The sequence below is a fragment of the Streptomyces sp. NC-S4 genome, from assembly GCF_054353315.1.
On sequence record NZ_CM135937.1, the window covers coordinates 5,124,253 to 5,137,694 of the forward strand.

General features: G+C 68.8%; 13 protein-coding genes. 11 read left to right on the forward strand and 2 right to left on the reverse strand.

Features of this window, described 5'->3' with window-relative positions; genetic code table 11:
- The first annotated feature begins 27 nt into the window (after positions 1 to 27).
- From rpsL to tuf, 4 genes are all read left to right on the forward strand, one after another.
- Complete coding sequence (gene rpsL, locus ACXNSR_RS23075; protein WP_007265893.1) at positions 28 to 399, forward strand: 30S ribosomal protein S12; 372 nt, start codon at positions 28 to 30, stop codon at positions 397 to 399.
- A 2-nt stretch (positions 400 to 401) separates the two neighbouring features.
- Positions 402 to 872 (forward strand): 30S ribosomal protein S7, encoded by a 471-nt coding sequence (gene rpsG / locus ACXNSR_RS23080; RefSeq protein WP_007265894.1) that lies wholly within the window; start codon positions 402 to 404, stop codon positions 870 to 872.
- A gap of 39 nt (positions 873 to 911) precedes the next feature.
- The gene (gene fusA, locus ACXNSR_RS23085; RefSeq protein ID WP_458637408.1) at positions 912 to 3,044 is read left to right on the forward strand and encodes an elongation factor G; all 2,133 of its coding nucleotides are present in this window, start codon (positions 912 to 914) and stop codon (positions 3,042 to 3,044) included.
- Between the two features lie 147 nt (positions 3,045 to 3,191).
- Positions 3,192 to 4,385 (forward strand): elongation factor Tu, encoded by a 1,194-nt coding sequence (gene tuf, locus ACXNSR_RS23090; protein ID WP_030008455.1) that lies wholly within the window; start codon positions 3,192 to 3,194, stop codon positions 4,383 to 4,385.
- 196 nt (positions 4,386 to 4,581) lie between these two features.
- Here tuf and rfbC read toward each other — a convergent pair whose 3' ends face one another.
- Together rfbC and rfbA are read right to left on the reverse strand one after the other, a co-directional pair.
- On the reverse strand, positions 4,582 to 5,181 hold the full coding sequence (gene rfbC, locus ACXNSR_RS23095) for a dTDP-4-dehydrorhamnose 3,5-epimerase (protein ID WP_030008456.1): 600 nt from the start codon (positions 5,179 to 5,181) through the stop codon (positions 4,582 to 4,584).
- Entirely contained in the window at positions 5,178 to 6,053 is an 876-nt protein-coding gene (rfbA, locus tag ACXNSR_RS23100) for a glucose-1-phosphate thymidylyltransferase RfbA (RefSeq protein WP_458637409.1), read from the reverse strand. The genes rfbC and rfbA overlap by 4 nt, the downstream gene beginning before the upstream one ends.
- Before the next feature lie 82 nt (positions 6,054 to 6,135).
- Between rfbA and rfbB the strand changes: the two genes are divergently transcribed.
- The 7 genes from rfbB (at position 6,136) to ACXNSR_RS23135 (ending at position 13,349) form a co-directional block, all read left to right on the forward strand.
- Positions 6,136 to 7,113, forward strand: coding sequence for a dTDP-glucose 4,6-dehydratase (rfbB, locus tag ACXNSR_RS23105; RefSeq protein WP_458637410.1), 978 nt, complete (start codon positions 6,136 to 6,138; stop codon positions 7,111 to 7,113).
- The gene (gene rfbD / locus ACXNSR_RS23110) at positions 7,110 to 8,030 is read left to right on the forward strand and encodes a dTDP-4-dehydrorhamnose reductase (RefSeq protein ID WP_458637411.1); all 921 of its coding nucleotides are present in this window, start codon (positions 7,110 to 7,112) and stop codon (positions 8,028 to 8,030) included. The genes rfbB and rfbD overlap by 4 nt, the downstream gene beginning before the upstream one ends.
- Positions 8,027 to 9,361: a lipopolysaccharide biosynthesis protein gene (locus ACXNSR_RS23115; RefSeq protein ID WP_458637412.1), complete on the forward strand. Its 1,335-nt coding sequence runs from the start codon at positions 8,027 to 8,029 to the stop codon at positions 9,359 to 9,361. The genes rfbD and ACXNSR_RS23115 overlap by 4 nt, the downstream gene beginning before the upstream one ends.
- A 68-nt stretch (positions 9,362 to 9,429) precedes the next feature.
- Positions 9,430 to 10,119, forward strand: a complete 690-nt coding sequence (locus ACXNSR_RS23120; RefSeq protein ID WP_458637413.1) for a glycosyltransferase family 2 protein — start codon at positions 9,430 to 9,432, stop codon at positions 10,117 to 10,119.
- On the forward strand, positions 10,116 to 10,568 hold the full coding sequence (locus ACXNSR_RS23125) for a DUF2304 family protein (RefSeq protein WP_458637414.1): 453 nt from the start codon (positions 10,116 to 10,118) through the stop codon (positions 10,566 to 10,568). Before ACXNSR_RS23120 ends, ACXNSR_RS23125 begins: the two co-directional genes overlap by 4 nt.
- Before the next feature lie 5 nt (positions 10,569 to 10,573).
- On the forward strand, positions 10,574 to 11,473 hold the full coding sequence (locus ACXNSR_RS23130; protein WP_458637415.1) for a glycosyltransferase family 2 protein: 900 nt from the start codon (positions 10,574 to 10,576) through the stop codon (positions 11,471 to 11,473).
- A 16-nt stretch (positions 11,474 to 11,489) separates the two neighbouring features.
- Positions 11,490 to 13,349: a hypothetical protein gene (locus ACXNSR_RS23135; RefSeq protein WP_458637416.1), complete on the forward strand. Its 1,860-nt coding sequence runs from the start codon at positions 11,490 to 11,492 to the stop codon at positions 13,347 to 13,349.
- Positions 13,350 to 13,442 lie beyond the last annotated feature (93 nt).

The window sequence follows — 13,442 nt, forward strand, 5'->3', positions numbered from 1 at the left end:
ACACGGCACACAGAAACCGGAGAAGTAGTGCCTACGATCCAGCAGCTGGTCCGTAAGGGCCGGCAGGACAAGGTCGAGAAGACAAAGACTCCCGCGCTCGAGGCTTCGCCCCAGCGTCGTGGTGTCTGCACGCGTGTGTTCACGACCACCCCGAAGAAGCCGAACTCGGCGCTCCGTAAGGTCGCGCGTGTGCGTCTGACCTCCGGCATCGAGGTCACCGCTTACATTCCGGGTGAGGGACACAACCTGCAGGAGCACTCGATCGTGCTCGTGCGTGGTGGCCGTGTGAAGGACCTGCCGGGTGTTCGTTACAAGATCATCCGCGGTGCGCTTGACACCCAGGCTGTCAAGAACCGCAAGCAGGCCCGCAGCCGCTACGGCGCCAAGAAGGAGAAGTAAGAATGCCTCGTAAGGGCCCCGCCCCGAAGCGCCCGGTCATCATCGACCCGGTCTACGCATCTCCTCTGGTGACGTCGCTCATCAACAAGATCCTCCTGAACGGCAAGCGCTCCACCGCCGAGCGCATCGTCTACGGCGCCATGGAAGGCCTCCGCGAGAAGACCGGCAACGACCCGGTCATCACGCTGAAGCGCGCGCTGGAGAACGTCAAGCCGTCCCTCGAGGTCAAGTCCCGCCGTGTCGGTGGCGCGACCTACCAGGTCCCCGTCGAGGTCAAGCCGGGTCGCCAGTCGACCCTGGCCCTCCGCTGGCTCGTGGGTTACTCCCGCGCCCGTCGTGAGAAGACCATGACCGAGCGCCTCATGAACGAGCTGCTCGACGCCTCCAACGGTCTTGGCGCTGCCGTCAAGAAGCGCGAGGACACGCACAAGATGGCCGAGTCCAACAAGGCCTTCGCGCACTACCGCTGGTAGTCCCACCCCACATCGAGACCGAGAGAAGACCGAAGCCTTATGGCTACCACTTCGCTTGACCTGGCCAAGGTCCGCAACATCGGGATCATGGCCCACATCGACGCGGGCAAGACGACCACCACCGAGCGCATCCTGTTCTACACCGGTGTGTCGTACAAGATCGGTGAGGTCCACGACGGCGCTGCCACGATGGACTGGATGGAGCAGGAGCAGGAGCGTGGTATCACCATCACGTCTGCCGCGACCACCTGCCACTGGCCGCTCGAAGATGTTGACCACACCATCAACATCATCGACACCCCGGGTCACGTCGACTTCACCGTCGAGGTGGAGCGTTCGCTCCGCGTCCTCGACGGCGCCGTCACCGTCTTCGACGGTGTGGCCGGCGTAGAGCCGCAGTCCGAGACCGTTTGGCGTCAGGCGGACCGCTACGGCGTGCCGCGCATCTGCTTCGTCAACAAGCTCGACCGCACCGGCGCCGAGTTCCACCGCTGCGTCGAGATGATCAAGGACCGCCTCGGTGCGGTTCCGATCGTCATGCAGCTCCCCATCGGTGCCGAGGCCGACTTCCAGGGTGTCGTCGACCTCGTCACGATGAAGGCGTTCGTCTGGTCCGCCGAGGCGACCAAGGGCGAGATGTACGACATCGTCGACATCCCGGCCACGCACACCGAGGCTGCTGAAGAGTGGCGCGGCAAGCTGGTCGAGACCGTCGCCGAGAACGACGACGAGATCATGGAGCTGTTCCTGGAGGGCAACGAGCCCTCCGTCGAGCAGCTGCACGCCGCCGTCCGTCGGATCATCCTGAACTCCGGCAAGGGCAAGGGCGAGCCCACGATCACCGCGGTGTTCTGTGGCACGGCGTTCAAGAACAAGGGTGTTCAGCCCCTGCTCGACGCCGTCGTCCGCTACCTGCCGTCGCCGCTGGACATCGAGGCCATCGAGGGCCACGACGTCCGCGACCCCGAGGTCGTCGTGAAGCGCAAGCCGTCCGACGAGGAGCCCCTCGCCGCGCTCGCGTTCAAGATCATGAGCGACCCGCACCTCGGCAAGCTCACCTTCGTCCGGGTTTACTCGGGCCGCCTGGAGGCCGGCACTGCGGTGCTGAACTCCGTCAAGGGCAAGAAGGAGCGCATCGGCAAGATCTACCGCATGCACGCCAACAAGCGTGAAGAGATCGACGCGGTGGGCGCCGGTGACATCGTCGCCGTCATGGGCCTGAAGCAGACCACCACCGGTGAGACGCTGTGTGACGACAAGAACCAGGTGATCCTGGAGTCCATGGACTTCCCGGCGCCGGTCATCCAGGTCGCCATCGAGCCCAAGTCCAAGGGTGACCAGGAGAAGCTGGGTGTCGCCATCCAGCGTCTCGCGGAGGAGGACCCCTCCTTCCACGTTCACTCGGACGAGGAGACGGGCCAGACCATCCTCGGCGGTATGGGCGAGCTGCACCTCGAGGTGCTGGTCGACCGTATGAAGCGCGAGTTCAAGGTCGAGGCCAACGTCGGCAAGCCGCAGGTCGCGTACCGCGAGACGATCCGCAAGGCCGTCGAGCGTCACGACTACACCCACAAGAAGCAGACCGGTGGTACCGGTCAGTTCGCCAAGGTGCAGATCGCGATCGAGCCGATCACCGAGTCGGACGGCCCGGCGTACGAGTTCGTGAACAAGGTCACCGGTGGCCGCGTGCCGAAGGAGTACATCCCTTCGGTCGACGCCGGTGCGCAGGAAGCCATGCAGTTCGGCATCCTGGCCGGCTACGAGATGACGGGCGTCCGCGTCACGCTTCTCGACGGTGGCTACCACGAGGTCGACTCCTCGGAGCTCGCCTTCAAGATCGCCGGTTCGCAGGCCTTCAAGGAGGCCGCGCGCAAGGCTTCTCCCGTGCTCCTCGAGCCGATGATGGCCGTAGAGGTCACCACGCCCGAGGACTACATGGGTGACGTCATCGGTGACATCAACTCCCGCCGTGGCCAGATCCAGGCCATGGAGGAGCGTCACGGTGCTCGCGTCGTGAAGGGCCTCGTGCCCCTTTCGGAGATGTTCGGCTACGTCGGAGACCTCCGCAGCAAGACCTCGGGTCGCGCCAGCTACTCGATGCAGTTCGACTCCTACGCCGAGGTTCCCCGGAACGTCGCCGAGGAGATCATCGCGAAGGCCAAGGGCGAGTAACTCTTCCGAGTACACGCTTTAGGCTTGTCACCGGAGCCTCTGGGGCAACAGGAGTAATCCTCCATTGCCCCGGAGGGCCGGCTTTCCAGCAAAGATCACCTGGCGCCGATCTGTAAGGCGTACAGAACCACTCTCCAGGAGGACCCCGTGGCGAAGGCGAAGTTCGAGCGGACTAAGCCGCACGTCAACATCGGCACCATCGGTCACATTGACCACGGTAAGACGACCCTCACGGCCGCCATTACCAAGGTGCTGCACGACGCGTACCCGGACCTGAACGAGGCCTCGGCCTTCGACCAGATCGACAAGGCTCCTGAGGAGCGCCAGCGCGGTATCACCATCTCGATCGCGCACGTCGAGTACCAGACCGAGGCGCGTCACTACGCCCACGTCGACTGCCCGGGTCACGCCGACTACATCAAGAACATGATCACCGGTGCCGCGCAGATGGACGGCGCGATCCTCGTGGTCGCCGCCACCGACGGCCCGATGCCGCAGACCAAGGAGCACGTGCTCCTGGCCCGCCAGGTCGGCGTCCCCTACATCGTCGTCGCCCTGAACAAGGCCGACATGGTGGACGACGAGGAGATCCTGGAGCTCGTCGAGCTCGAGGTCCGCGAGCTCCTCTCCGAGTACGAGTTCCCGGGCGACGACCTGCCGGTCGTCCGCGTCTCCGCGCTGAAGGCGCTCGAGGGCGACAAGGAGTGGGGCGAGAAGCTCCTCGGCCTCATGTCCGCCGTCGACGAGGCCATCCCGACCCCGCCGCGTGACACCGAGAAGCCGTTCCTCATGCCCGTCGAGGACGTCTTCACGATCACCGGTCGCGGTACCGTCGTCACCGGCCGTATCGAGCGTGGTGTCCTGAAGGTCAACGAGACCGTCGACATCATCGGTATCAAGGAGACCAAGACCACCACCACGGTCACCGGTATCGAGATGTTCCGCAAGCTCCTCGACGAGGGCCAGGCCGGTGAGAACGTCGGTCTGCTCCTCCGTGGCATCAAGCGCGAGGACGTCGAGCGCGGCCAGGTCATCATCAAGCCCGGTTCGGTCACCCCGCACACCGAGTTCGAGGCCCAGGCCTACATCCTGTCGAAGGACGAGGGTGGCCGTCACACCCCGTTCTTCAACAACTACCGTCCGCAGTTCTACTTCCGTACCACGGACGTCACGGGTGTCGTCACCCTGCCGGCCGGCACGGAGATGGTCATGCCGGGCGACAACACCGAGATGACGGTCGCGCTGATCCAGCCGGTCGCCATGGAGGAGGGCCTGAAGTTCGCCATCCGTGAGGGTGGTCGTACCGTGGGCGCCGGCCAGGTCACCAAGATCACGAAGTAATTTCGTGCTCTGACCTGGTAGCCCGTTCACCGGGCACCAAGTTGCACTGAAGGGCCCCGGCCCATCGCCTCGGCGGTGGGACGGGGCCCTTCGGCATGTCCGCCCCGGTCCGGGCGGGTGGCGCGGCGGGTACGAGTGAGGGCCGCACCCCGTCCGGGGTGCGGCCCTCACTCGTAACTCGTCGCTCGGCGGTGGGTCAGTTCACGCGCAGGGACTCGGTGAACTCGACGCAGGCGGCGTGGTCGGGCAGCAGACCGGTCGCGAGGGCGTCGGCCAGCGAGGGGGCGGCCTCGTCGCGGGCGGACAGCAGCGGCACGTCGGCCGGCCACTCGATGCCCAGGTCGGGGTCGAGCGGGTGCACCGAGTGCTCACCGGTCGGGTTGTACGTCTCCGAGCAGAGGTACGACAGCGTCGCGTCGTCGCTCAGCGCGCAGAAGCCGTGGCCGAGGCCCTCGGGGATGTAGACCGCGCGGCGGTCCACGTCGTCGAGGCGGACCCCCTCCCACTGGCCGAAGGTGGGGGAGCCGACCCGCAGGTCGACGATGACGTCGAGCACGGCGCCGCGTACGCAGGTCACGTACTTGGCCTGGCCGCGCGGTACGTCGGCGAAGTGGATGCCGCGGACCACGCCCGCGGAGGAGACCGAGAGGTTCGCCTGCGCCAGGTTCAGAGGGTGGCCGACGACCTCGGCCAGCCGGTCGAAGCGGTACCACTCGGTGAACAGGCCGCGCGGGTCGCCGTGCAGCTGCGGGGTGACCTCGAAGGCCCCGGCGATGGAGAGTTCACGGAACTTCATCGGGCGTCCTCCTCGGCGAGCAGCATCAGCAGGTAGTCGCCGTAGCCGCTCTTGGTCAACGGCTCGGCGAGCGCGCGCAGTTGCGCGGAGTCGATCAGGCCGGCCCGCCAGGCCGCCTCCTCGATGCAGCCTATTTTGAAGCCCTGGCGCTCCTCGATCACGCGGACGAACTCGGAGGCCTGCACCATCGAGACGAAGGTGCCGGTGTCCAGCCACGCCGTACCGCGGTCGAGGATGGTCACGTTGAGTTCGCCGGCCTGGAGGTAGGCGTCGTTGACGGCGGTGATCTCCAGCTCGCCGCGGGCGCTGGGCTTCAGGCCCTTGGCTATCTCGACGACCCGGTTGTCGTAGAAGTACAGACCCGGCACCGCGTAGCGGGACTTGGGCTTCTCCGGCTTCTCCTCGATGGAGATGGCCTGGCCGTTCTCGTCGAACTCGACCACGCCGTAGGCGGTGGGGTCCGCGACCGGGTACGCGAACACGCGGCCGCCCTTGGCGTTCGTGTGCTGGGCGAGGCGGGTGCCGAGGCCGCTGCCGTGGAAGATGTTGTCGCCGAGGATCAGGGCGACGGACTCGTCGCCGATGAATTCGGCGCCGAGGACGAACGCCTGCGCGATGCCCTCCGGGCGCTCCTGCACGGCGTATTCCAGCCGCAATCCGAACTGCGAACCGTCGCCGAGCAGTCGCTCGAACTGGGCGCGGTCGTCCGGGGTGGTGATGATCAGGATCTCGCTGATTCCCGCCATCACGAGGGTGGAGAGGGGGTAATAGATCATCGGCTTGTCGAAGACGGGCAGCAGCTGCTTCGAAACGGCCCGGGTCAGCGGCCAGAGTCGGGATCCGGTGCCACCGGCCAAGAGGATTCCACGCATGGGGAGAACCCTATGCGAGAGGGCGTGGGGGAGCGGAGTTGAGCGCATGTGACGTTGGGTGGCCCGCTAGACTCTTCGTATTATGCGCATTCTCGTGACCGGCGGCGCCGGCTTCATCGGTTCAGAATTCGTCCGCCAGCAGCTCGCTGCAGATGCATCGGCGCAGATCACTGTTTTCGACAAGCTGACGTACTCGGGAGTCGAGGCCAACCTCGCCCCGGTCGCCGATCACCCCGGATACACCTTCGTCAAGGGCGACATCTGCGACGCCGACGCCGTGGACCGGGTCATGCCCGGTCATGACGTCGTCGTGCACTTCGCCGCGGAGTCCCACGTGGACCGCTCGATCGCCGGCGCGGGCCCGTTCGTGATGACCAACGTCGTGGGCACCCAGGTGCTGCTCGACTCCGCCCGCAAGCACGGCGTCGGCCGCTTCGTCCACATCTCCACCGACGAGGTCTACGGCTCGATCAGCGAGGGCTCCTGGACGGAGGAGTGGCCGCTGGTGCCGAACTCCCCGTACTCCGCCTCCAAGGCCTCCTCCGACCTGCTGGCGCTGGCCTACGCCCGCACCCACGGCATGGACGTGGTGGTCACGCGCTGCTCCAACAACTACGGGCACTACCAGTTCCCGGAGAAGGTCATCCCGCTGTTCGTCTCGAACCTGATGGACGGCAAGAAGGTACCTCTGTACGGCAACGGCGGCAACGTCCGCGACTGGCTGCACGTCTCGGACCACTGCCGCGGCATCGACCTGGTCATGCGCAAGGGCCGGGCGGGCGAGGTCTACAACATCGGCGGCGGCACCGAGCTCACCAACAAGGAGCTCACCGGCGTCCTGCTGGAGGCCGCCGGCCTCGGCTGGGACATGGTCGAGCACGTCGAGGACCGCAAGGGCCACGACCTGCGCTACTCCATCGACATCAGCAAGATCGGCGCCGAGCTGGGCTATGCCCCGCAGGTCACCTTCGAGGACGGCATCAAGGCCACCATCGAGTGGTACCGCGAGAACCGTGCCTGGTGGGAGCCGCTGAAGGCGAAGGCGGCCCTGCAGAAGTGACCGCGAACCCGGGAGCCGGCCGCTGGCTCGTCACCGGCGCAGCCGGAATGCTCGGCCAGGACGTCCTGGCCGCGTCGAAGGACGCCGGCATCGAAGCCGAGGGCCTGCGCCGCGCCGACCTCGACATCACCGACCCGGCAGCCGTCCGGGCCGCCGTCGAGGGCGTGGCCGTCGTCGTCAACTGCGCGGCCTGGACCGACGTGGACGGCGCCGAGACCGCCGAGGAAGCAGCCACCGCCGTCAACGGCACCGGCGTGCGCGTCCTCGCCGCGGCCTGCGCCGACGCCGGTGCGCGCCTGCTGCACGTCTCCACCGACTACGTGCTGCCCGGCCGTGCCGCGCAGCCGTACCCCGAGGACGCCGGGACCGGCCCGGTCAACGCCTACGGGCGCTCCAAGCTGGTCGGCGAACGGGCCGTCGCCGAACTGCTCCCGCAGGACGGCTACATCGTGCGGACCGCGTGGCTGTACGGCGAGCACGGGGCGAACTTCGTCGCCACCATGCTGAAGCTGGCCGCCCAGCGGGACACCCTCGACGTGGTCGACGACCAGCACGGCCAGCCCACTTGGTCCCGCGCGCTGGCCCGTCACCTGGTCGGCCTCGGCCTCGCGGCGCTGGCGGGCGAGGCCCCGGGCGGGATCTACCACGGCACCGCGAGCGGCCGTACGACCTGGATGGGGCTGGCGCGCGAGGCGTACCGGCTGAGCGGGCTCGACCCCGAGCGGATCCGGCCGACGACCTCCGAGGCGTTCGTCCGCCCCGCCGTGCGACCGGCCTTCAGCGTGCTCGCGCACGACCGCTGGCAGGAGGCGGGCATGGCCCCGCTCGCCGACTGGCGCGAACAGCTGGCCGAGGCGCTCGCCACCCCCGCCTTCACGGCACTGGCCGCAGCGGCCCGGGACGGCCGGGCGGGATGAAAACCCTGCTGAACAAGTTGAGCGCGGCGCTGCCGCCGGGCACCGCCGCGGTGGCCGGCGGCACCGTCGTGCTCGGCGCGGCCTCCTACGCCCATCTGGGCGTGGCCGGCCACAGCCTGTCCGACGCGGGCTACGCGAACGTCTCGGTGCTGTGGACGATCGTGATGTCCATCGGCATCGGCGTCTTCTTCCCCATCGAGCAGGAGCTCACCCGGATCGTCTCCGCCCGGGCGGTCCTGGGCCAGGGCGCCGCCCCCGTGCTGCGCCGGGCCGGTCTGCTCACCGCGGGGATCCTCGGCGCGACCCTGCTCGTCCTCGTCCTCGGCGCACGGCCCATCGCCGATCTGCTGTTCCACGGGGACCGCGGCCTGGTGGCCGCGCTCGGCGGGGCCTTCACCGGCATGGCCGTCTGCTACCTCACCCGCGGAGTGCTCGCCGGCCTCGGCCGGTTCGGCGCGTACGGTACCCACCTCGCCGTCGACGGCGGCCTGCGGATCGTGCTCGCCTCCGGCTGCGCGCTGTCCGGGCTGCACTCGGCGCTGGCCTTCAGCCTCATCCTCGCCGTCGCGCCCGTCGTCGCGACGCTGGTCACGCTGCCCGCGCTGCTGCGCGCGGCCGGGCCCGGCGGGCCCATCGCCTGGCGGGACCTGTGCAACGGTCTCGGCCTGCTGGTCTGCGCGACCCTGCTGTCCCAGGCGGTCGTCAACGCGGGCGTCATGAGCACCAAGCTGCTGGCCCCGTCCGACAGCGCGCTGATCGCGGCGCTGATGAGCGCGACCGTGCTCGCGCGGGTGCCGCTCTTCGTCTTCGGTTCGCTCCAGGCCTCGCTGCTCAGCGGCCTCACCGCGGCCTTCACGGCCGGCGACAGGGCGGCCTTCTGGGCGATGCTGCGCCGGATCGCCGTGGTCGTCTCGGCGCTCGGACTCCTCGGCGGCGTACCGGCCACGGTCCTGGGCCCCTGGCTCATCGAGGTGCTCTTCGGCATCGAGGACCCGGTGCTGGGCCGCCTCGACTTCTTCCTGCTGTCCGCCGGCACCGTGGCGTACATGTTCGCGATGGTCCTCGGACAGGCGCTGATGGTATTCAAGCGGCACAACCTGCAACTGCTCTGTTGGGGCGTCGGTACCGCGGTACTGGTGGCCATCACCCTGGTCCCCGGCGACGTGGCCGTGCGCGTCATCCTCGCCTACGCACTCGGCTCCACCGCCACCGTCCTCGCTATGCTGGCAGCCCTCAGGCTGAGCTTCCCGGCAGCCGCGGCCGCAGCCGGTGAAGCGCCCCGGCAGATGGCCGACGCAGGCCCCGCGGGCGTGGGCGCGGCCGGGAAATGACCATGCCTCCCCACGACGTCACACCGATCACCGAGCACTCGTACGTGCCACATTCCGCTGGAGCTGCCGTGTCCCAATACGACGACGTCTGGCTGGTCATACCGGCCTACAACGAGGGCCAGGTGATCGCCGACGTGGTCGAGGGGGCCCGCAGGACGTTCCCCAACATCGTCGTCGTCGACGACGGCAGCACCGACGACTCGGCCAAGCACATCGCGACGACCGGCGCCCACCTGGTGCGCCACCCGGTCAACCTCGGCCAGGGCGCGGCCCTGCAGACCGGCCTCACCTACGCGCTCGCCCAGCCCGGCGCCCGCTACTTCGCCACCTTCGACGCCGACGGTCAGCACCAGACCAAGGACGTCGAGACGATGGTCGCGGTGCTCCGCCGCGACGAGGCCGACGTCGTGCTCGGCTCCCGCTTCATCGAGCAGAACGGCCAGGTGCCGTGGATCAAGCAGGTCGTGCTGCGCACGGCCGCCGCCGTCAGCCCGACCGCGCGCAAGCTCAAGCTCACCGACGCGCACAACGGTCTGCGCGTGCTGGGCCGTGAGGCCGCCGAGCAGCTGAACATCACCATGAACGGCATGGCCCACGCGTCCGAGCTCGTCGGCTTCCTCGCCGGCTCCACGCTCCGCGTCACCGAGGTGCCGGTGGACATCCTCTACACCGACTACTCACGCGCCAAGGGTCAGTCCCTGATCAACGGCGTCAACATCCTTTTTGACATTTCGCTGCGGGAGCGTGGCCGTCGATGAAGTACTTCTGGATCCAGCTGCTGCTGATCGTCGGCTCGGTGTCGATGGCCCTGGTGTTCATCCGGACCTGGGGCCAGGCCAAGAACCGGGCGTGGAAGCGCCTCGCGTTCTCGGCGTTCGTCGTCGTCAACGTGTACGCGGTGCTCCGCCCGACCGACGTCACCTGGCTCGCCCAGCTGCTGGGCGTCGGCCGTGGCACCGACCTGGTGCTGTACGTGATGGTCCTCGCGATGGGCTTCCTCACGCTCAACACCTTCCTGCGCTTCCGCTCGCTGGAGAAGAAGATCACCGACCTCGCCCGGACGGTGGCCATCAACGAGGGCGTCCGGCACAACGACGAGCGCCTGGAGGCGAAGGCCGCCGTGCCGCAGCCCGCCACCCCGGACTCCGCCGCGGGTACCGAGGCCGGTACCGGGGCCGAGGCCGACGCCGAATCCGTGAAGGCCTGAAGTCCATGGCGACCTTCGACTTCATGCTCCCCTACTACGGGGACGTACGGCTGATGCAGGACGCCGTCCGCAGCGTCCTGGCGCAGACGGACCGGGACTTCCGCCTCGTCGTGATCGACGACGGCAAGGAGCCCGACGTACCCGGCTGGTTCGCGCAGCTCGGTGACGACCGGGTCCACTACACGCGCAACGAGCAGAACCTCGGCATCACCAAGAACTTCCAGAAGTGCGTGCGGATGTCCGCGGCCGACTACGTCGTCATCATGGGCTGCGACGACCTGCTGCACCCGCACTACCTGGAGACCGTGCGCGCGATCGTCGGGGCGCACCCGGGCATCGGCATGGTCCAGCCCGGCGTCGAGGTCATCGACGGCGACGGCCGGGTGACGGCGGGCCTCGCGGACAACACCAAGAAGCGGTTGTACGCACCGCAGGTGAAGGGCCGTCGGCTGATGGGCGGTGAGGAGCTGTCCGCCAGCGTGCTGCGCGGCAACTGGCTCTACTTCCCGTCGATCGCCTGGCGCGGCGAGGCCCTGCGCAAGGTGAACTTCCGCGACGACTACTCGGTGATCCAGGACCTCGCGCTCGTCGTCGACCTGCTCGAAGACGGCGAGCAGATGGTCATCGACAACTCCACCACCGTGTTCCGGTACCGCCGCCACGCGGTCAGCGAGTCCTCCGTGCAGGCCTTCTCCGGCACCCGCTTCGCCGAGGCCGAGCGGTACTTCTCCGCGGTCGCCGCGCGCATGGACTCCCGCGGCTGGCCGAAGGCGGCCCGCGCGGCGCGCTTCCACAGCGCCTCCCGTCTGCACGCGCTGACGATGCTCCCCGGAGCCCTGCGCCGCGGACACAAGGAGGGCGCTCGTACGCTGGTGAAGCACGTCTTCACCTCCGGCCAGAACTGAGCCGACTCCGCCCACCATGAAACGGACTGAGATGACACAACTGGCCACCGAGGAGGTCGGTGAGGCCGGCACCGCGGCGCAGCGGCCTGCCGAACCGGCGCAGGACAAGGGCCACTTGTCCGCCACCCGGAACGAGGCGTGGCTGTCGCGGCGGTGGGTGCTGGCCCTGGCCGAGGCCGTCGTCAGTCTGGTGGCAGCCCTCGGGTTCACGCTGCTGAGCACCCACATCAGCGTGAACCCGCTCATCCGCATCGGGCAGGTCAGCGGTCTCGCCAAGCTCCAGATGTTCGCGGCCGTCCTCGGCCTGCCGCTGCTGGCGATCCTGCTCTTCACCGCCTACCGGGGCAGCCTGCGCCGCCACCAGCTGGTGAAGCGCATGGTGTGCGCCGCCCTGGCCGGTCTCGCCACCGGTGTGGTGGCGGGCGGTGTGGTCGTCGCGCTGCGCGGTACGCCCTGGGGCCTCGGCGGCCAGGAGGGCGACCCGGGCGTCCTGATCGCCATGGCGAACTCGTTCCTGCACGGCGAGGGCCCGTCGGGCATCTACCCGCCGCTCTTCCCCGGCGTGCTGGCCGTCTGGACGAAGCTCCGCTACGACGGCGTCGGCGGGGCCGGGTTCGCCCTCAAGGACCTCCAGATCTTCTTCACCGCCATCGCCGGCCCGATGGCGTACCTGGCCTGGCGGCTGCTGCTCCGGCCGTTCTGGGCGCTGCTGATCGCCGTGCCGTCGGCCGTCCTCTTCATGGACCCGATCCGTCCGTACAGCCACGCCAGCATGCTCGTCCTGCTGCCGCTGCTTGGCTACACCCTGCGCGAGATGCGCCGCAGCGGCGACCGTCCGCTGCGCGCGACGCTGCTGCGCGGCGCGGTCCTCGGCCTCGTCTTCGGCGTGGTCTTCCTCTGGTACTCGGGCTGGTACGTCTGGTCCGCACCGGGTGTGTTCCTGCTGGCGCTGTTCCTCTTCCCGTGGCGCGCGGGCAAGGCGGTGGTCAAGCGGACCGCCGCGTTCATCGGGGTCACCGTGGTGACGGCCGGCGTCGTGGGCGCCCCGCTGATCTACCAGATGGCCCGGCTCGGCTCCCAGACCCCGGACCGCTACGCGTTCCTGGCGGTGTACGTCGACCCGGCGTACGTACTGGGCTGGGTGTCCGACCGCTCCGGGAAGCTGAACTACCAGACCTGGCCGGCGGCCGGCGAGATGGCCGGCCAGAGCGGCTTCGCCCTGCTGCTGCTGTTCGCCGTGGGCCTGGGCGTCGGCCTGGGGCTGCGCAACGTCATGGTGCTCACCGCCGCCGCCACGCTGGCGGGTGCCTGGCTGGCACGCTTCTGGTTCGCCTCGCACATGGCGCACGACAAGGCCGTGCAGCTCTTCCCGCGCACGACCTGGATCATCATGTACTGCCTGATGATCCTGGCCGTCCTCGGCATGATGGCGGTCGTCGACCGGGGCTCCGGGTGGGCCGAGCGCACCTTGCGGCCGCGCGGAGCGGCCCCGGCCGCCCGTGTCGTGCCCCGGCGGGTCGTCGCGCAGCTCGCGACCGGCATGGTGTGCGCGGTCGCGCTGTTCGCGACGATGGGCGCGTCCTGGTCGGTCAACCGGTACATGCCGCAGTCCGACGTCATGTCCATGGGCATCGACGCCTGGCGGGCCCACACCATCAAGAAGGCGGACGGCACCTGCCCGCGCTTCGCGCCGGACAAGAAGCAGTGCGCGGGCATCATCACGAAGGACTGGAAGCAGTACCCCGACAGCGGCGAGCTCTGGTGCGACGGCATCGCCCCGCAGGACTGGAAGGCCGTCTGCGGGCACGGGGCGCCCGCGTCGGAGGCACAGAAGGAAGAGCAGGAGCAGGAGGAGCGGGAGAAGGCGAAGAAGTAGCCCTCGTCCCCGTCGAGGACCCCCGGTCCGCGGTTCGCCGCGGAGCGGGGGTCCTCGTGCGTGCGCACCCGGGTCCGCGGCATGCCGACCCCC